This window comes from Photobacterium malacitanum (assembly GCF_900185615.1).
GTDB lineage: Bacteria > Pseudomonadota > Gammaproteobacteria > Enterobacterales > Vibrionaceae > Photobacterium > Photobacterium malacitanum.
This window is the reverse complement of the sequence record NZ_FYAK01000001.1, coordinates 1,021,506-1,038,444: the sequence shown is the minus strand read 5'-3', so window position 1 is coordinate 1,038,444 and position 16,939 is coordinate 1,021,506. Positions and strand designations below refer to the sequence as shown.

The 16,939-nt window shown below is 41.7% G+C and carries 21 protein-coding genes and 1 tRNA gene; 15 read left to right on the top strand and 7 right to left on the bottom strand.

Features of this window, described 5'->3' with window-relative positions:
- Positions 1 to 4: 4 nt before the first annotated feature.
- Positions 5 to 1,171 carry a nucleotide sugar dehydrogenase gene (locus PMAL9190_RS04680; RefSeq protein ID WP_087844111.1) on the top strand — a complete coding sequence of 389 codons (1,167 nt, stop codon included), beginning with the start codon at positions 5 to 7 and terminating at the stop codon, positions 1,169 to 1,171.
- A 150-nt stretch (positions 1,172 to 1,321) separates the two neighbouring features.
- Positions 1,322 to 2,401: a UDP-N-acetylglucosamine--undecaprenyl-phosphate N-acetylglucosaminephosphotransferase gene (gene wecA / locus PMAL9190_RS04675; RefSeq protein ID WP_087844110.1), complete on the top strand. Its 1,080-nt coding sequence runs from the start codon at positions 1,322 to 1,324 to the stop codon at positions 2,399 to 2,401.
- Between the two features lie 167 nt (positions 2,402 to 2,568).
- Here the strand turns inward: wecA and PMAL9190_RS04670 are convergent.
- Both PMAL9190_RS04670 and PMAL9190_RS04665 read right to left on the bottom strand, forming a co-directional pair.
- Positions 2,569 to 2,645: transfer RNA gene (locus tag PMAL9190_RS04670), tRNA-Arg, on the bottom strand.
- 46 nt (positions 2,646 to 2,691) lie between these two features.
- Positions 2,692 to 3,828, bottom strand: coding sequence for a flagella assembly protein FlgT (locus tag PMAL9190_RS04665; protein WP_087844219.1), 1,137 nt, complete (start codon positions 3,826 to 3,828; stop codon positions 2,692 to 2,694).
- A gap of 147 nt (positions 3,829 to 3,975) precedes the next feature.
- Between PMAL9190_RS04665 and PMAL9190_RS04660 the strand changes: the two genes are divergently transcribed.
- The gene (locus PMAL9190_RS04660; protein ID WP_060997109.1) at positions 3,976 to 4,611 is read left to right on the top strand and encodes a FlgO family outer membrane protein; all 636 of its coding nucleotides are present in this window, start codon (positions 3,976 to 3,978) and stop codon (positions 4,609 to 4,611) included.
- An 11-nt stretch (positions 4,612 to 4,622) separates the two neighbouring features.
- A complete protein-coding gene (locus tag PMAL9190_RS04655; protein WP_065177247.1) occupies positions 4,623 to 5,069 on the top strand; it encodes an LPP20 family lipoprotein in 447 nt (148 codons plus the stop codon).
- A 3-nt stretch (positions 5,070 to 5,072) separates the two neighbouring features.
- Here the strand turns inward: PMAL9190_RS04655 and flgN are convergent, their stop codons facing one another.
- From flgN to flgA, 3 genes are all read right to left on the bottom strand, one after another.
- On the bottom strand, positions 5,073 to 5,501 hold the full coding sequence (flgN, locus tag PMAL9190_RS04650) for a flagellar export chaperone FlgN (RefSeq protein ID WP_065166484.1): 429 nt from the start codon (positions 5,499 to 5,501) through the stop codon (positions 5,073 to 5,075).
- A 42-nt stretch (positions 5,502 to 5,543) separates the two neighbouring features.
- A complete protein-coding gene (gene flgM, locus PMAL9190_RS04645) occupies positions 5,544 to 5,849 on the bottom strand; it encodes a flagellar biosynthesis anti-sigma factor FlgM (protein ID WP_087844109.1) in 306 nt (101 codons plus the stop codon).
- 138 nt (positions 5,850 to 5,987) lie between these two features.
- On the bottom strand, positions 5,988 to 6,662 hold the full coding sequence (flgA, locus tag PMAL9190_RS04640) for a flagellar basal body P-ring formation chaperone FlgA (protein WP_200813362.1): 675 nt from the start codon (positions 6,660 to 6,662) through the stop codon (positions 5,988 to 5,990).
- A 152-nt stretch (positions 6,663 to 6,814) separates the two neighbouring features.
- Here flgA and PMAL9190_RS04635 point away from each other — a divergent pair, with 152 nt between their 5' ends.
- Both PMAL9190_RS04635 and PMAL9190_RS04630 read left to right on the top strand, forming a co-directional pair.
- Entirely contained in the window at positions 6,815 to 7,768 is a 954-nt protein-coding gene (locus PMAL9190_RS04635) for a chemotaxis protein (protein WP_087844107.1), read from the top strand.
- Between the two features lie 54 nt (positions 7,769 to 7,822).
- Positions 7,823 to 8,650 (top strand): CheR family methyltransferase, encoded by an 828-nt coding sequence (locus tag PMAL9190_RS04630; protein ID WP_087844106.1) that lies wholly within the window; start codon positions 7,823 to 7,825, stop codon positions 8,648 to 8,650.
- A 167-nt stretch (positions 8,651 to 8,817) separates the two neighbouring features.
- Here the strand turns inward: PMAL9190_RS04630 and PMAL9190_RS20175 are convergent, their stop codons facing one another.
- Complete coding sequence (locus PMAL9190_RS20175) at positions 8,818 to 8,955, bottom strand: hypothetical protein (protein ID WP_159458355.1); 138 nt, start codon at positions 8,953 to 8,955, stop codon at positions 8,818 to 8,820.
- A 66-nt stretch (positions 8,956 to 9,021) separates the two neighbouring features.
- Here PMAL9190_RS20175 and flgB point away from each other — a divergent pair, with 66 nt between their 5' ends.
- From flgB to flgJ, 9 genes are all read left to right on the top strand, one after another.
- Positions 9,022 to 9,417, top strand: a complete 396-nt coding sequence (gene flgB / locus PMAL9190_RS04620; RefSeq protein WP_087844105.1) for a flagellar basal body rod protein FlgB — start codon at positions 9,022 to 9,024, stop codon at positions 9,415 to 9,417.
- A gap of 3 nt (positions 9,418 to 9,420) precedes the next feature.
- Entirely contained in the window at positions 9,421 to 9,837 is a 417-nt protein-coding gene (gene flgC / locus PMAL9190_RS04615) for a flagellar basal body rod protein FlgC (protein ID WP_065166477.1), read from the top strand.
- A gap of 17 nt (positions 9,838 to 9,854) precedes the next feature.
- Positions 9,855 to 10,601, top strand: a complete 747-nt coding sequence (locus tag PMAL9190_RS04610) for a flagellar hook assembly protein FlgD (protein ID WP_065177252.1) — start codon at positions 9,855 to 9,857, stop codon at positions 10,599 to 10,601.
- A gap of 8 nt (positions 10,602 to 10,609) precedes the next feature.
- On the top strand, positions 10,610 to 11,962 hold the full coding sequence (flgE, locus tag PMAL9190_RS04605; protein WP_087844104.1) for a flagellar hook protein FlgE: 1,353 nt from the start codon (positions 10,610 to 10,612) through the stop codon (positions 11,960 to 11,962).
- A gap of 158 nt (positions 11,963 to 12,120) precedes the next feature.
- A complete protein-coding gene (gene flgF / locus PMAL9190_RS04600; RefSeq protein WP_060997099.1) occupies positions 12,121 to 12,870 on the top strand; it encodes a flagellar basal-body rod protein FlgF in 750 nt (249 codons plus the stop codon).
- Between the two features lie 19 nt (positions 12,871 to 12,889).
- Entirely contained in the window at positions 12,890 to 13,678 is a 789-nt protein-coding gene (flgG, locus tag PMAL9190_RS04595; RefSeq protein WP_087844103.1) for a flagellar basal-body rod protein FlgG, read from the top strand.
- Positions 13,679 to 13,769: 91 nt separating this feature from the next.
- Complete coding sequence (locus tag PMAL9190_RS04590; protein WP_065166575.1) at positions 13,770 to 14,492, top strand: flagellar basal body L-ring protein FlgH; 723 nt, start codon at positions 13,770 to 13,772, stop codon at positions 14,490 to 14,492.
- Positions 14,493 to 14,543: 51 nt separating this feature from the next.
- Entirely contained in the window at positions 14,544 to 15,614 is a 1,071-nt protein-coding gene (locus tag PMAL9190_RS04585; RefSeq protein WP_370738372.1) for a flagellar basal body P-ring protein FlgI, read from the top strand.
- Positions 15,615 to 15,649: 35 nt separating this feature from the next.
- Positions 15,650 to 16,648, top strand: a complete 999-nt coding sequence (gene flgJ, locus PMAL9190_RS04580) for a flagellar assembly peptidoglycan hydrolase FlgJ (protein WP_087844102.1) — start codon at positions 15,650 to 15,652, stop codon at positions 16,646 to 16,648.
- A gap of 86 nt (positions 16,649 to 16,734) precedes the next feature.
- On the opposite strand, the gene PMAL9190_RS04575 is transcribed toward flgJ, so the two are convergent.
- Positions 16,735 to 16,920 (bottom strand): flagellar hook protein, encoded by a 186-nt coding sequence (locus tag PMAL9190_RS04575; protein WP_065166474.1) that lies wholly within the window; start codon positions 16,918 to 16,920, stop codon positions 16,735 to 16,737.
- Positions 16,921 to 16,939: the final 19 nt, after the last annotated feature.

The following is a 16,939-nucleotide window of genomic DNA, read 5'->3' as shown; positions in this document are numbered from 1 at the left end:
TTTCATGAAAATTACTATTGCAGGTACAGGCTACGTAGGTCTGTCAAATGCCATGCTATTGGCACAAAACAACGAAGTTATTGCTGTCGATATTATCGAAGAAAAAGTAAACCTTCTTAATAATAAAAAATCACCGATTGTTGATCGTGAAATTGAATATTTCCTAGAAAATAAAGATCTTAATTTTGTTGCAACACTTGATAAGCAAATGGCTTACCAAGATGCAGAATACGTTATCATCGCAACACCAACTGATTATGATACAGTAAATAACTACTTCAATACTTCTTCTGTAGAAGCCGTTATTCAAGATGTGTTAGCGATTAACCCTGATGCAGTAATGATTATTAAATCAACTGTGCCAGTAGGTTACACTAAAGAAGTTAAAGAAAAGTTTGGCTGCGATAATATTATCTTCTCACCTGAATTCTTACGTGAAGGCCGTGCATTGTACGATAACCTTTATCCATCACGTATCATCGTTGGTGAACAAAGCGAGCGCGCAACAGTTTTTGCTGGCCTTTTACAGGAAGGCGCGATTAAAGAAGATATCGAAGTATTGTTTACAGACTCAACAGAAGCTGAAGCGGTTAAATTATTCTCAAACACATATTTAGCAATGCGTGTTGCTTACTTCAACGAGTTAGATACTTACGCAGAAACTAACAATCTAAATGCACGTCAAATCATTGAAGGTGTTGGCTTAGACCCACGTATTGGTAATCACTACAATAACCCATCATTTGGTTACGGTGGTTACTGCTTACCAAAAGACACTAAGCAATTACGTGCTAACTATAAAAATGTACCGAATAGCATTATTGGTGCGATTGTAGATGCTAACACAACACGTAAAGACTTTATTGCTGATTCGATTATTGGTCGTAATCCAAAACGCGTAGGTATTTACCGCCTTATCATGAAGTCTGGCTCAGATAATTTCCGCGCTTCAAGTATTCAAGGTATTATGAAGCGTATCAAAGCTAAAGGTATTGAGGTTGTTATTTACGAACCAGTACTTGATGACGCTGAATTCTTCCACTCTAAAGTGGTTAAAGATTTGAATCAATTTAAGCAAGAGTGTGATGTTATTGTTTCTAATCGTATGGCTGAAGAATTAAGTGATGTAGCTGATAAAGTTTATACACGCGATATATTCCAAGAAGATTAATAACAACGTTCAATGAGTTTTAATTTTATTATTATCTCAAGTAATTAATCAGCGCAAATAATGAAACAATAGGGGAGTAATGGTTCGCTATTATATTCTCTATTGTTTCTTTTTATATGCGAGTGTATCCAATTTAAAAAAGTGTTTGTTATGTTTACTGGATATTGTTTTATCTTTATCTCATCATTAATATTTTTATTTATAATGAGAGTTGTCGCACAAGTTGTTGGTTTAGTTGATAAACCTAATGCTCGAAAACATCATAAGGGTGCAATTCCTTTGGTGGGTGGTATTTCTATTTTTGCTGCTATTTCAGTTACCTTCTTGTCATTTCTTCCTCATACACGTGATTTATATTTATATTTAAGCTGTGCTCTAGTGCTAATTATTCTTGGTGCATTTGATGATCGTTTAGATATAAGTTTTAAAATACGATTAATTGTTCAAGCTGCTATTTCTATCGCCATGATAGTAATTGGTGGTCATAGCCTGCATAACCTTGGTTTTTTAATGGGCAGTGAAACAATTCAATTGTCTGTATTTACAAGTTATATTATTACGGTTATCGGTGTTATTGGTGCAATCAATGCATTTAACATGGTAGATGGTATTGATGGTTTATTAGGCGGATTAGCGGCAGTAACTATCGGTTCGATGGGCGTTGTATTCTACCTATCTGGTAATACCTATTTAGGCACAGTGTGTGGCTTGATTGTTACAGCAATCATTCCTTACATTATGCTTAACTTAGGCATTCCATTTGGATCAAAAGCAAAAGTCTTTATGGGTGATGCCGGTAGTATGTTTATCGGTTTTACGGTGGTATGGTTATTGATTAAAGCGACACAAGATCCAGAATCATACGCTTTTAAACCAGTTACAGCATTATGGTTGATTGCGATTCCATTGATGGATATGGCGACAATTATGATTCGCCGTATTCGTAAGGGTCAATCACCGTTTAAACCAGACCGTGAGCACTTACACCATATATTCCAACGTCTTGGATTATCATCTCGTCAGACGTTACTGACCATCTGTGCGATGGCATTAAGTTGTTCTGTTATTGGCCTGTGGAGTGATTACGCAGGTGTTGCTGAGTCAACCATGTTCGTTGCTTTCTTAGTGATGTTCGTTTGTTACTTTGCTGCGATTAGTCATATTTTCCGTATTGTTGCTTTTGTACGTAACATCCTCGGTCTGAAGACACATAAATCGACATCTAAATAATTAGATAATAATGTTACAGATACAAAAAAGGCCGAGTAATCAACGATTACTCGGCCTTTTTTTATGCTGTTTATCCACTTGTTCGTATAACTTAACTCATAACTGGACTATAAACAGCAGATACAAAAACGCCTCAGCAAAATAAATTGCTAAGGCGTTGATAAATATGGCGCTCCCTGCTGGAGTCGAACCAGCGGCCTTCCCCTTAGGAGGGGGACGCTCTATCCATCTGAGCTAAGGAAGCATGTGCACAGTATACGCGAAAATGCACAGAGGTTAAGAAAATAGTATTATTGATTCAACTGCTTGGTCAGTAAATCGCCAGGTTGAATGCTTGAAGCCAATTGTGGCTGGTTAACTCGTAGCTCTGCTGATTTTTCATAGACACGATCGACAGTGAGTGTAATGGCTGTTGCAACCATTCGGTTACGTGGAATCCCTTTCTGATCGATAAAACCCGCGCTATGCCATAACTTAAGTTGATCACCATTACGCACACCGTGCACACGACCAACATTAATTTGCGCTACTCCCTGATGAATATTAATGATTTCAGGTAAGCTTGCTCGACACGACAACGCACTTTCAATATCAAGCATCATATTTTGAGTAATACGCTGAATGCTTTGTCCATAAGGTGATACCCAAAAGCGAGCAGTTTTAGTATCAACATGACTGGTGCGTGCAAACGGCCACAAGCCAATATCTCGATAACTATTTTGATAAATCATCTCACCGGTTTTGCCATCCATAATATCTAAGTTGACTGCAAACTGGCGATTAATAGTATCAGCTTGTAATGCGTGATCATCGACAGTGGCTGAAAGATCGGTGATCTCGCCACTGATCAAATATTGGGCGTCATTATCTTCCGCAAGCATCATCATCGCATCAGCATGATTGGCACTAAAAGGAACTTGTGTCATCCCCGTGACTAAAAAACTTTGCGAACGTTGCTGAATATTTTTTTTCAGCACTTTTGAGAAATCATCACCTAATTGATAAATACTGCCCATTGCCGCTTGTTGAGGCTCTGCCAGTGAAAATCGACCCAGTAATAATCCTTTCTTATATTGTACCTTGTGGCAACTTTTTGCCGATGGGTAAATATCTATTCTGGCAGTGACATACATTTTGCCGCCAGCCTGTTTTTGTTCCAGCACGCTAATATGCCGAATTTCATTGCCACTAAAGCGGTATTGTTGTCGATCTTGTTGCAAATAACTTTTGAGTAACGGCAAACTGGCTATCTCACCTCCAGTGAAGGTCATTGCTTGAAATACGGCGTTCTCTAAGGCATTAACACGTGCTGTCGCTTTACTTTCAAGGATCGTTGCCTCACCTGTTACTTGTACCCATTGCGCATGACTAGCGTTTGAGAGCAATAACCACAGGCCACTCAAACAGATTGCTATTTTTTTATTCATAAAAGACCAGTTTAGGTATGTTTTTTGCTTTAATCGAGACATAGCTGCAAAGGAATGCAAAGAGTGTTCCCAATTGGTGGTTATTATTAAAGAAATTGTGTTCGTGAACGATATCTTCTTTATCACGCGTATCGAGAGTGGCAAAAAATGAACAATATTATACTGGTGATGTGCGCGCTGTTAGTGACAGCCTGTGCAGCTCCGCAAGTTTATAACGGCAAACAACAATTTTCCTCAGCAGGGTACTCATTAACAACAACGCCACGTCATACCGTTGATTATTTTGTTGAAGGCCTGACAAATCAGTTAATTGAATCGAATCAATATTTAACTGCAAGCACTCCTTTAGCTGTAACATCGTTTGTTGATCTGCAAGATATGGGAGCAACTAACTGGCTTGGTAATGTTGTCAGTGAAAACTTCATGTTTCAGATGCAGCAGCGCGGCTTTACGGTGGTTGATTACAAATCAACGGGAGTGATTAAGGTTACTCGCAACGGCGATTTTAGTATCAGCCGTAATTGGCAAGAATTATCGGGCCAACAACCGGTTGATTATGTGCTTACCGGCACCATGTTACGTCAAAGTGGTGGCGTATTAGTAAATGCGCGTATTATTGGCATGCGTTCGCACGTCGTGATTGCCACAGCTCAAGGTTTTTTACCAGCAGATCGTATCGGGCGTGATTTAGATTTCATGAATAAGATTCAACTTCGCAACGGTGTGATTATGCGCACTGAACAACAACAGACCACGACTAATAATGTGGTATTACGACCTTAAGGATAAGCGCGATGACGAAATGGCTAACAGTAATGTTATTGGTCGTAGTATCAGGATGTTCAACCTCAAATAATGGCCTTAATTCAAATTTAACCCACAGTAATGAACTAGTCTCAGCAGTTGGTTATGCATCTATCAGTGAGCAAAATGGTCGTACTCAAGAAGAAAAAAGTTTACGTGCCATGCGTGCATCAAAGCTTGATGCTTACCGTGAGCTATCTGAGCAAATATATGGTCTTCGCATATCGGCGACCACGTCACTATCTAACCAACAATTAGGCCCTGAAACCACTGATGGTGCGGTTGATGGTATTATTCGTGGTGCAAAGGTGATTCGTAGTTACCCTGTGGGCGATAGTTACGTGACTGAAATGGAATTAAATTTAGGTTTAATGGAACGTATGAAGCAACACGGTGAAGTGTTTCATGTTCCTAATAATCAGCAAGTTATGTTTTAATCGTTATGCTTTTAGGTTGGTGCCTAATGAACGTACATTTTGCGCCTTACCATCACAATTATAAGTCATTTGATGACGGCCGCGACTTTGTTGAAATAGGTTATTAAGCTTATGAAAACTTAATTGCGCCCGTTGTAAGACTTCACCATTGATATCGTTACGCTGCTTACATAAGGTCACTAATTGTTGAATATGCTCAACCTGTTGACTGAGTAAAGCATCCTCTTGCAATTGCTGGCGCTGAGGGTGATTGGCAATCAGGTAATCGTGTTGTTGAACACTATTAATAATCGCAAGTTTTTCTTTGGCAAACTGTTCTATTTCTAATGCGCGTCGATGCGCAATCGCTGTTTTCTCTTGGTTGAGTAATTCAGCAAGTGATACCAAAGCTGTTTGTTGTAGCTCAAGCAATTGCTCAATAGTATGTTTCATGACCAAGATCCTTACAGTGAATACGCAATAACATTAATTGTCTTAAAGACCATTAAGTTCATCTTCAAATTTAATCATATTGTTGGCAAGTTTGTCGGCATCAATAGTATAACTGCCATTAGCGATGGCTTGTTTGATTTGATCCACTTTTGCAGAATCAAAGCTGGTTTCAGCGGCTAATTGTTGATGAATTTGACCAACAGCTTTGCCTTGAGAGCTTAATGAGACCGCATCGTGTTGTGGTTCAATCGCTGTTGGAGCGGTATTTTCTGCTGCCGTTTTCTGAGTATTAACTGTACGGCTAGTGTTCAGTGGTTGCCCGCCACGTAAATGATCAATGCTTGTCATAATATTGTACCTGTCGATGTCAATGGTTATAGTCAGTTATCGACGTATAGACTTCAAACTTTAGCTTTTTTTGTGCGTTAACGCCAAAATTTTATGGTGTTGGGTATTGAGGTGAATGGTCATCAGTTGATGGTTGACTTAATACTTCACAGAGACTTCACCAACAGCAGTAATGACGCCATCAATAATGCGTTTTGATTTAGTGTTTTGGACTCGAATCTCATCACCTATCGCGCCATCAGATAATGCTTTTCCCGCTGTAACAATCGCTAACCCTGACTGACCGGCACGAATTAAAACACTGTCATTACGGCATACCAGGCAAATATCGTTTGCTTGAATCACCTCACCCGCTTTTACCGTTCGCTTTACTTTAGAACCAATAATTTGCTGTGGATCAGTAAAGCTAATGCCACGCTGAAAGCGACTCTCTACCATCGCAATTTTGAGGTTAGCGGCACTGAGTAGTGCGCCACGGCCTAAATGGGCAGTGGCAATCACTTGTGGCAAGGTTTGTTGAACACTAACAGGAACATATAATTGCCAATTTTCAGTTTTGCAGCGCACTAAAACGGTGACATTACCCGCTAATGTTTGTTTACCTGGCGTCGATGCTTGCAGTTGGCTACTACAAACCGGAAACCGTAATCGTGAATCGAGTTTTGCTGCGGTGACCTTAATACTGCCAAATTCGGGCTGTATTAAGGTCTGTTTTATATGGCTGACAGCGGTTTGTTGAATAAGCGCGTGCTGAGAGAGTGGTGTCGCATGAATATTTCCACTAAAGCTCAGCAGTAAACTGCCGATAATCATGCAAACTAGATCTAAATATCGATGAGTGATCACGGTGTCATATTCTCTGTCGGTGTTAGAAAATCAGTAGTTAGACGACATATCATAAGTAATTATTCATAAAATTGCTTGTATTGGTCAGATTAATATTCTTGAGCAGGGAGCTATTTCACATGTCAGGTCTTTTAGATTCCGTTAATCAACGTACTCAGTTGGTTGGCCAAAATCGATTAGAGTTACTTACGTTTCGGCTCAATCGACGCCAGCGCTATGGCATTAACGTCTTTAAAGTAAAAGAAGTTTTACAATGCCCTAAATTAACCGCGATGCCTAATTTGCATCCGTTTGTGAAAGGGGTGGCTTATATTCGTGGCCAAACCATTTCAGTGATCGATATTAGCCTTGCAATTGGTGGTCGGCCTGTTGAAGACATCAGTAAGTGCTTTATTATTATTTCGGAATTTAACCGTTCGGTGCAGGGGTTTTTAGTCTCAGCGGTTGAGCGGATTGTTAATATCAATTGGGAAGCTATTTTACCGCCGCCACAAGGGGCTGGGCGAAGTAATTACCTTACCGCGGTCACTGAGATTGACAATGAGCTGGTGGAAATTCTTGATGTCGAAAAAATTCTTGACCAAATATCCCCAGCAGATACCCGCTTATCAACTGAGCTACTTGATGAAATTAATCTGATTACACCGACGGTAAAAACTGTGTTAATTGCAGATGATTCCATGGTCGCACGTAAGCAAGTTCAGCGAGCCATTGAATCTATTGGCTGTGATTGTATTTGTGTTAAAGATGGCAAGGAAGCGTTGAATACATTACAAGCTATGGCTGCTAAGGGCAGTATTTATCAACAATTAGCGCTGGTTATTTCTGATATCGAAATGCCTGAAATGGATGGCTATACCTTAACGGCGGCTATTCGTGGCGATCAAGCCTTAAAAGATTTACATATTATTTTGCACACCTCTTTGAGTGGCGTCTTTAATCAAGCAATGATAGAACGAGTAGGAGCTAATGCTTTTATTCCTAAATTTAATCCTGATGAACTTGGGCAAGCGGTTAAAAATGCCATGATACCTATTGTCAGCACACCTGCTTCTGAAAATACGCCAGCTTAATCACCAATAAAAATCGATGTGTAGTAATAATATAACAATAATAAAGAGCAATTAATGACAACATTAACGGTAAATGATCAAGATTATCATGACTTTTGTCATTATCTTGAAGCGCAGTGTGGCATTGTTTTAGGGGACAATAAACAGTACTTAGTTCGTAGTCGTTTAAGCCCGTTAATTAAACGTTTTGGTATGCAGTCTTTATCTGAGCTGTTGCAACTGACACTTAGTGGACGCAATCGTGAAGTGCGAGTGGCCGTGGTGGATGCAATGACAACCAATGAAACGTTATGGTTTCGTGATGGCTATCCTTATACGGTGTTAGCTGACAAGGTGCTGCCAGAGCTAGCAGCCAAAAGAAGGCCATTTAAAATATGGTCAGCGGCAAGTTCGTCAGGTCAAGAACCATATTCAATTGCGATGACCATTTTAGAACAGCAACAAAAACGACCAGGGTTATTGCCAAATATTCAGATCACAGCGACGGATATTTCCCAAACCATGCTCGATATGTGTCGAGAAGGGGTGTATGACCAGCTAGCGTTAAGTCGAGGTTTATCTGCGGCGCGTAGAAAACTATTTTTTGAAGCTCATGCTAGTGGCGGCATGATGATCAATTCGCGAGTGAAGCAATTGGTTAGTTTTCGTACGCAGAACTTAAAAGAAAGTTATGTTTTATTGGGTAAATTTGACGTGATATTTTGCCGCAATGTATTAATTTATTTTTCTGCAGAAACCAAAATCAAAGTGCTTAATCAATTAGCGGCGAGTTTAAACCCAGGCGGATATTTATTTTTAGGTGCATCAGAATCGTTAACCGGATTGTGCGATAAATTTGAAATGGTACGCTGTAACCCGGGTATCATTTATAAATTAAAATAAGAGTAAGAGTGGGGAGGTTTGAGAGTTTGAGTTTTCGAGTTTTCGAGTTTTCGAGTTTTCGAGTTTTCGAGAGTTCGAGGATTTGAGTTTCGAGAGTTTGAGGTTTCGAGGTTCGAGGTTCGAGTTTTCGATATCTAAACTCAGTTGGAAAGATTGCTACTATATTATTAGCGATTAAGCTTTTCTCGCCACTCGCCACTCGCCACTCGCCACTCGCCACTCGCCACTCGCCACTCGCCACTCGCCACTCGCCACTCGCCACTCGCCACTCGCCACTCGCCCCTTTTTCCTACCCTCTTTTCCATCTTGGCATTGTCCTTGCTTTACATCTGTTGTCATTGTGACTGTGAACAACACCGTAGAGGCAAAATATGTCGATTTCTTTTGATAAAGCATTAGGTATTCATCAACATACCGTTGGTGCTCGCGCCACCCGCGCCGAAACGTTGGCGAGCAACTTAGCCAATGTCAACACACCAGGCTTTAAAGCAAAAGATGTCGACTTTAGCCGCGTCTTACAATCGGCAACCTCAGGGGCAAATGTTGGCCTTAATCGTACCAATGGGCGGCATATTACTGCCTCTGGTGGTGCTAGCGGTGAACAGTTATATCGCGTACCTACTCAACCTGACAGCGGTGATGGCAATACAGTCGATGCGCAATTAGAACAAAACTTATTTATGCAAAATAGCATTGAATATCAAGCATCGTTAGACTTTTTAGGTTCTAAATTTAAGAACCTCACCAAGGCATTGAAAGGGGAATAATGAATGAGTTTATTTAATATTTTTAATGTTACCGGCTCTGCCATGAGTGCCGAGTCAGTACGACTCAATACCACTTCAAGTAACCTTGCCAATGCCAACAGTGTTAGTAGCTCTGCGCAAGAAACGTATAAAGCGCGCCATCCTATTTTTGCCGCAGCACTTGATAGCGCGTCTTATCAAGGCAGTGCCAGTGTACCAGTACAACTGCAAGGTATCGTTGAAAGCAACGAGCCATTAAGTGCTGAATATAATCCAGAGCATCCATTGGCAAACAGTGCGGGCTATATTTATAAACCGAACGTTAATGTGATGGAAGAAATGGCCAATATGATCTCAGCATCACGCTCTTACCAAAATAACGTTCAAGTTGCAGATGCCAGTAAGCAAATGCTAATGAAAACATTGCAGATGGGCAAATAAGCAAAGGAGCGAGTGTTATGACAACCATTAATGGCGCAGGGCAATCCCTTTCTTATCTTGACCAATTAAAAGGCATGCAAGATAAAAAAATTGCTGAAGAGCAACCGACAACGGGCACTAATCAATTAAAGCAAGATGATTTTTTATCGTTATTAACCAAACAATTAGCCCAACAAGATCCGTTTAAGCCCGTAGGTAATGATCAGATGATCGCCCAAATGGCCTCTTTTGCTACTGTTGATGGCATCAATAAAATGAATGAGCAATTTGGCTCACTCAATAGTGCTATGACATCTAACCAAGCACTGCAAGCATCATCGCTGGTCGGCCAAGATGTACTTATTCCAAGTGCGTCGGCGCTAAAAAGCCATGATGGTGAAATGGCGGGTATGGTGCGTATGCAACAAGGAGTCGATAACGCCATTCTACGGGTTGAAAATGAGCAAGGCGTATTAGTGAAAACCGTTACGCTTGGCGCAAAATCAGCCGGAGAGCATCCGTTTGCATGGGACGGCAAAGACGATGCAGGCAATGTGATGCCGCAGGGTAAATATAACTTCTCAGTATCAGGTAATGTTGGTGGTGAAAGCCAACAATTTGAAGTATTAACTCACGCTAATGTAAATAGCGTTTTACTGGGTAACAGCGACGGTAAAGTGATGTTAAACCTCGCTGGTGTGGCAAAACCTGTCAACCTCGCTGAAGTCTTACAAATTGGTAAAAGCGCCCAATCAGCGGCACCACTTAGTACACAACAAGGATAATTGAACTTATGAGCATGAATATCGCATTAAGTGGCTTGGGTGCTGCGCAAAAGGATCTAAACACCACCAGTAATAACATTGCCAACGCAAATACCTTTGGCTTTAAAGAGTCGCGGGCAGAGTTTGGCGATGTGTATTCAAATTCTATTTTCTCAAATTCTAAGACCACCACGGGTGGCGGTGTTCAAACCTCAACGGTGGCACAACAGTTCCATGAAGGTTCAAGTATTTATACCAATAACCCGTTAGATTTACGGGTATCTGGTGCCGGTTTTTTTGCGGTGGCTGATAACAAAAATGAAGCCGCCAACAGTAATCTAACTCGTAATGGCGCGTTTCAATTAAACAATGAAAATGAACTGGTTAACTCTGAAGGTAAGTTCTTATTAGGTTATCCAGTGAACCAAGATACTAATACGGTGGCTTCTTATGAGGCCAAGTCACTCAAAATTGATGATGTGTTTGGACAGCCAACGGCCTCTAAAAATATCAAAGTCTCTCTTAATTTACCTAATAGTGAGACGAAACCTAAAAGTCAGCCGTTTGATTTTAAGGATCCAGATTCATTTAGCCGTTCTACCTCATCAACCATTTATGATTCATTGGGTAAGCCATACAAAATGACCACTTATTATGTGGCAAAGTATGATCCTAATGCAGCGACTCCTGCGCTGCAGCAAGCCAATACATGGGAAGTTTATCAAACCGTGACCAATAACAATGGTGACGAAGTGGCGTTGGACGTCAAACCAGGATCATTGCCCGCTGCTTATATGACGGATCCAAAAGTGAGTCCGCATATTGGCTACATCATGAAATTTGATGCGAATGGGCAACTGCAGGCGGGTTCTCCAAATGAGATACCAATGGAAAGCTTTGCCGATGCCAAAATCGATGTTGGTGGTGCTGATATTAATCAGGCACTAACCATGAAATATGATGATCCGACTCAGTACGCCTCAGCATTTGAAGTACGTAAGTTTCAAGATGTTGATGGTGCAACAACGGGCTATTTATCCAAAGTTGATATCGATCCTGATGGCAATATCATGGCGTCTTACTCCAATGGTAAAGATTTAATCGTCGGTCGTGTGGCAATGGCACGGGTTGCCAATGAACAAGGGCTAACACAACTTGGCGGATCGCTATGGAATGCAACCCAAGAGTCAGGTGAAGTGGTGTGGGGAGATGCATCCCAAGGTTCATTTGGTGCTATCAAAAGCGGTACTCTAGAGCAATCAAACATTGATATGACTCAAGAGCTGGTGGATTTGATCAGTGCTCAGCGTAACTTCCAAGCCAGTTCTCGTGCTTTGGATGTTAATAACCAACTTCAGCAAAATATTCTTCAAATTCGTTAATTTAAAATGCGTTAATTATTATTAATTGCTCAACGCCACCGCTATCGGTGGCGTTTTTGTATGTTCAGCTCTCAGTTTCTGATCGTTGCTATTTTTTATTTATATCTTGGCGTAATTTTTGCTTTAAATCCGCTATTGAACAGAGGAGTGTCAAAAAAATGGATCGGGCGCTGTTTCTCGCCATGAGCGGGGCAAAACAAGATATGCAAGGTATGCGAGTCCATGCCAATAACCTTGCTAACGTCAGTACAACGGGCTTTCGGGCTGACTTACAACAAGCACGTAGTATGCAGGTGTTTGGTGAAGGCGTACCAAGCCGCGTGTTTACCATGGCTGAGCGTACTGGTAATGATTTTGCGCAAGGTTCAGTGATCAATACTGGGCGTGATCTTGATGTGGCTATTCAAGGTGATGGCTGGTTAGCTGTTCAAGATGCCAATGGTCAAGAAGGCTATACTCGTGCTGGGCATTTGAAAGTTGATCAAATGGGCATGCTGCAAAACAGCAATGGTCAGTTGGTACTGGGACGTAACGACAGTCCTATTTTTATTCCTCTACCGATCAATAAAATTGAAATAAGTAAAGACGGCACTGTGGCGGTATTACCCAAAGGCGCGCCGCCAGATACCATGGTGACGGTTGATCGCATTAAACTTGTAAAGCCTGATAATCGCAGTTTATTTAAAGATACTGATGGCTTATTTAAAGTGATTGGTAATCGTGATCCTTTAGATGCCGATGCTAGCGTCAATTTAGCCAAAGGCATGCTTGAAGGCAGTAATGTTAATGCCGTCGCTGAAATGACCAGCATGATTGATTTACAGCGTCACTTTGAAATGCAAGTGAAGTTAATGAAATCAGCCGAAGAAATGGATAAGTCTTCTTCTTCACTGATGCGTATCAGCTAATTACTAAAGGACGAGCAGCATGCATCCAGCATTATGGGTCAGTAAAACGGGTTTAGATGCCCAACAAACCAATATCTCAACCATTTCAAATAACTTAGCTAACGCCTCAACGGTTGGTTTTAAGAAAAGTCGCGCGGTTTTTGAAGATTTATTCTACCAAAACATTAATCAGCCTGGCGGTAAATCAACTCAAGATACCACTCTGCCAAGCGGCTTAATGTTGGGTGCGGGCTCAAAAGTAGTCGCAACCCAAAAAGTATTTACTCAAGGTAATACTCAAACCACCAATAATGCTATGGATATGATGATCGAAGGCGACGGTTTTTTCCAAGTATTACTGCCTGATGGCAATATTGGTTATACCCGTAATGGTCAATTTACCATTAATGATCAAGGTATTTTAGTCACCAGTGGCAGTGGCTACCCAGTGCAGCCTGAAATTGTGGTACCTGATAATGCAGTAGGTATTACTGTTGGTACTGATGGTGAAGTCTCAGCACGTATTCGAGATCAACAGGAAAACGAAGTTCTGGGGCAAATAACCACCGCTGATTTTATTAATCCCGCGGGTATGGAGCCGATCGGGCAAAACTTATTCTTACCAACGGGGGCGAGTGGCGATCCCCAAGAAGGCACGCCGGGTTTAGAAGGTTTTGGTTCTATTCGTCAATCGATGCTTGAAACCTCCAATGTTAATGTGACCGAAGAGTTAGTGAACATGATTGAAGCACAACGGGTTTATGAAATGAACTCAAAAGTGATCTCAACTGTTGACCAAATGCTAAGTTACGTTAATCAGCAATTATAACTCGATTGGTAAGGAACTTGCGGTGAAAACACACCAAAATCGTTATTGGCGTTGGAGCATTATTGCGCTGATTTGTGGATTAAGTGGTTGTATGTCGACCCCTGATACGGTTGGCAGTGATATCGAAAAAGCCACCACCAATGTTGATGCTGTTGAAGGTAAGCAACCGCAGTCAAAAAGCTTGATTGAGCGCTTGCGTGGCCGTGAAGATGCACAAATGAACGATCCGGCGTGGAACCCAGTACGACCACAACCTAAACCAGAGCACTATGCTACTGCAACCGGATCGTTATTTAATCAAGCTCAGGCGCAAGATTTATATGATGACACTAAGCCGCGTGGAATTGGTGATATTGTGACAATTTTGCTGGAAGAGAAAACCGCGGCTAAGAAAAGCGCCAGCTCTGATCTCGATAAAAAAACCGATCTTAATATGAAGCCGATTGATCTTGGTGGTAAGCCTGTCACTTTGCATGATTACACTTTGTCTTATGAGATGGCGAATAATAACTCTTTTGCCGGTTCAACCTCTGCCGATCAAAGTAACAGTATTAAAGGCTCGATCTCGGTTGAAGTGGTCGATGTGCTCAGTAATGGAAACTTGGTGATTCGGGGTGAAAAGTGGCTAATGCTCAATACTGGTGAAGAATATATTCGTGTTAGCGGCAATATTCGTCCCGATGACATAGATCAAGATAATACTATCGCCTCGACCCGTATTTCTAATGCACGGATTCAATATTCAGGCACTGGTGATAGACAAGACATTCAGCAGCAAAATTGGCTGTCACGCTTTTTTAATGTCGCTTTCTAAGCCTCACCTTAATTCGCAGCGGAGAATCGCTTGAAAATTTCGTCAATATGTATGCTAGCCTTGGCTTTATTTACCACCACTGTGCAAGCAGCACGGATCAAAGATGTCGCCGCCGTTGCAGGCGTGCGTAGTAACCAATTAGTCGGTTATGGATTAGTGGTCGGCTTACCCGGCACAGGTGAAACCACCCCGTTTACCGAGCAAACTTTTAATGCGATGTTGCAAAACTTTGGTATTCAATTGCCTGTTGGCACTAAACCGAAAACCAAAAATGTCGCCGCCGTTGCGGTGAATGCGACTTTGCCTGCGTTTACCAAGCAAGGTCAGACGATTGATATTACTGTGTCTTCGATTGGCTCTGCCAAAAGTTTACGTGGCGGCACATTATTACAAACGTTTCTTAAAGGTCTTGACGGTAAAGTGTATGCGATTGCTCAAGGCAGTTTAGTGGTCGGAGGCTTTAGTGCTGAAGGTGCTGATGGCTCTAAAGTGGTGGGTAATACTCCAACAGTGGGGCGAATCACCAATGGTGCGATGGTTGAACAAGAAGTATCAAACCCGTTTGGGCGTGGCGATTATTTAACCTTTAACTTGTACGAATCTGATTTTACTACCGCGCAACGAATGTCTGATGCGATTAATCAGTTTTTAGGTCCACAAATGGCATCAGCTGTGGATGCAACCTCGATTCGTGTCCGTGCGCCGCGTGATGTTAGTCAGCGAGTGGCTTTTTTATCAACGGTTGAAAATTTAGAGTTTGATCCCGCTGAAGGCTCGGCAAAAATCATTGTTAACTCACGCACTGGCACTATTGTTATCGGCCAGCATGTTAAGTTACGTCCAGCAGCAATTACTCATGGTGGCATGACGGTATCCATTAAAGAAAATGCGCAAGTGAGTCAGCCCAATGCCTTTGCTGGTGGTGAAACCGTGGTCGTGCCTAATTCACAAATAACCGTTAATGAATCCGATGCACGCATGTTCAAATTTGAGCCGGGAGTGACCTTGGATGAATTAGTACGAGCGGTCAATCAAGTCGGCGCAGCGCCATCAGATTTAATGGCGATTTTACAAGCGTTAAAGCAAGCTGGTGCGATTGAAGGTCAGTTAATCATTATCTAATCAGTTAGTGCATCATTACTATAAAGGGAGCCGCAATGAAGCAAATAGAGCCGGGTTTTATTCATGACTTAAGTAATCTTGATCGCTTACGTGCAGGAATTAATAATGATAAACAAGGCTCTTTGCGCGAAGCGGCAACCCAGTTTGAATCTATTTTTACGCAGATGTTATTTAAATCGATGCGTGAAGCCAATAGCGCCTTTGAATCTGATTTAATGAGTAGCAATAACGGTAAGTTTTACCAGCAAATGCACGATGAACAACTCTCTTCGCAGCTTAGTACCACTGGTAGCTTAGGGCTGGCGGATATGATCGTTAAACAGCTCGGTGGCGAGCAACAAGATTTGAGTCAACACCAGCCGACAACCGAACTTCGACCTCAGCAGCAACCGCAGCCATTTACGATTCGGCCAATTAATGCCGATGCGCCGGCTTTAGCTTTAGCCACAGCGACTGCCACAACATCACCGTTAGCCGCACCAGCACCATTAGCACCAGCGCCTATTGCGGTAAAATCAAGCGCGGTTAATCCGGTTGAAGCGCTGCCTGCTGCGGTCGCTAAACCGACAAGTTTTGCCTCGGCAGCGGAATTTGTTGATCACATGAAACCTTATGCGCAGCAAGCGGCACGTGCATTAGGTACCGATCCTGCGTTATTAATTGCTCAAGCAGCATTAGAAACTGGCTGGGGTAAAAAAGTGATCAATAATGCGCTTGGTTCAAGCAATAATTTATTTAATATTAAAGCCGATCCACGCTGGCAGGGGCAAAAGGTTGCCACTAAAACATTAGAATTTCATGATGGTATTGCCGTTCAAGAACAAGCCGCATTTCGTGCTTATGATTCTTATCAGCACAGTTTTGATGATTTTGTTAATTTCTTACAGCATAATCCGCGCTATTCAAAAGCACTGACGCACAGCACTCAGCCGCAACAATTTATTCGTGAAATTCATCAAGCAGGCTACGCCACTGATCCTAATTACAGCAACAAAGTGTTAGCGGTAATGAAAAAAGTGCAGAGCTTATTGTGATCAGGATGATCAGGGCGATCAAAGAATAAAGTAACTAAAAAGCTGGTGTATCGAGGGAGTTGTGAACAATGAAAGCAACAACAATCTTATACCACAATATCAACTAAGCTTGAGACCATTTTAATCAGATCGTTACTCTCAAATAATGCCCCTTCGACTTCCTTATCAGACACTTGTTTTGATTGTTGCTGATCATCGTTACTGTCAGTAATCAGCGGCACCACCACTTCTTTTATCGCGTAACCAATTAATCCAGAAAGTAAAACATTCATTAGCGCGATCCTTTGTTAT

Coding starts and splice junctions, on each gene's coding strand:
- PMAL9190_RS04680 (WP_087844111.1), top strand. CDS start 5: ATGAAAATTACTATTGCAGGTACAGGCTACGTAGGTCTGTCAAATGCC.
- wecA (WP_087844110.1), top strand. CDS start 1,322: ATGTTTACTGGATATTGTTTTATCTTTATCTCATCATTAATATTTTTA.
- PMAL9190_RS04665 (WP_087844219.1), bottom strand. CDS start 3,828: ATGAATAAAAAAATAGCAATCTGTTTGAGTGGCCTGTGGTTATTGCTC.
- PMAL9190_RS04660 (WP_060997109.1), top strand. CDS start 3,976: ATGAACAATATTATACTGGTGATGTGCGCGCTGTTAGTGACAGCCTGT.
- PMAL9190_RS04655 (WP_065177247.1), top strand. CDS start 4,623: ATGACGAAATGGCTAACAGTAATGTTATTGGTCGTAGTATCAGGATGT.
- flgN (WP_065166484.1), bottom strand. CDS start 5,501: ATGAAACATACTATTGAGCAATTGCTTGAGCTACAACAAACAGCTTTG.
- flgM (WP_087844109.1), bottom strand. CDS start 5,849: ATGACAAGCATTGATCATTTACGTGGCGGGCAACCACTGAACACTAGC.
- flgA (WP_200813362.1), bottom strand. CDS start 6,662: ATGATTATCGGCAGTTTACTGCTGAGCTTTAGTGGAAATATTCATGCG.
- PMAL9190_RS04635 (WP_087844107.1), top strand. CDS start 6,815: ATGTCAGGTCTTTTAGATTCCGTTAATCAACGTACTCAGTTGGTTGGC.
- PMAL9190_RS04630 (WP_087844106.1), top strand. CDS start 7,823: ATGACAACATTAACGGTAAATGATCAAGATTATCATGACTTTTGTCAT.
- PMAL9190_RS20175 (WP_159458355.1), bottom strand. CDS start 8,955: ATGGAAAAGAGGGTAGGAAAAAGGGGCGAGTGGCGAGTGGCGAGTGGC.
- flgB (WP_087844105.1), top strand. CDS start 9,022: ATGTCGATTTCTTTTGATAAAGCATTAGGTATTCATCAACATACCGTT.
- flgC (WP_065166477.1), top strand. CDS start 9,421: ATGAGTTTATTTAATATTTTTAATGTTACCGGCTCTGCCATGAGTGCC.
- PMAL9190_RS04610 (WP_065177252.1), top strand. CDS start 9,855: ATGACAACCATTAATGGCGCAGGGCAATCCCTTTCTTATCTTGACCAA.
- flgE (WP_087844104.1), top strand. CDS start 10,610: ATGAGCATGAATATCGCATTAAGTGGCTTGGGTGCTGCGCAAAAGGAT.
- flgF (WP_060997099.1), top strand. CDS start 12,121: ATGGATCGGGCGCTGTTTCTCGCCATGAGCGGGGCAAAACAAGATATG.
- flgG (WP_087844103.1), top strand. CDS start 12,890: ATGCATCCAGCATTATGGGTCAGTAAAACGGGTTTAGATGCCCAACAA.
- PMAL9190_RS04590 (WP_065166575.1), top strand. CDS start 13,770: ATGTCGACCCCTGATACGGTTGGCAGTGATATCGAAAAAGCCACCACC.
- PMAL9190_RS04585 (WP_370738372.1), top strand. CDS start 14,544: ATGCTAGCCTTGGCTTTATTTACCACCACTGTGCAAGCAGCACGGATC.
- flgJ (WP_087844102.1), top strand. CDS start 15,650: ATGAAGCAAATAGAGCCGGGTTTTATTCATGACTTAAGTAATCTTGAT.
- PMAL9190_RS04575 (WP_065166474.1), bottom strand. CDS start 16,920: ATGAATGTTTTACTTTCTGGATTAATTGGTTACGCGATAAAAGAAGTG.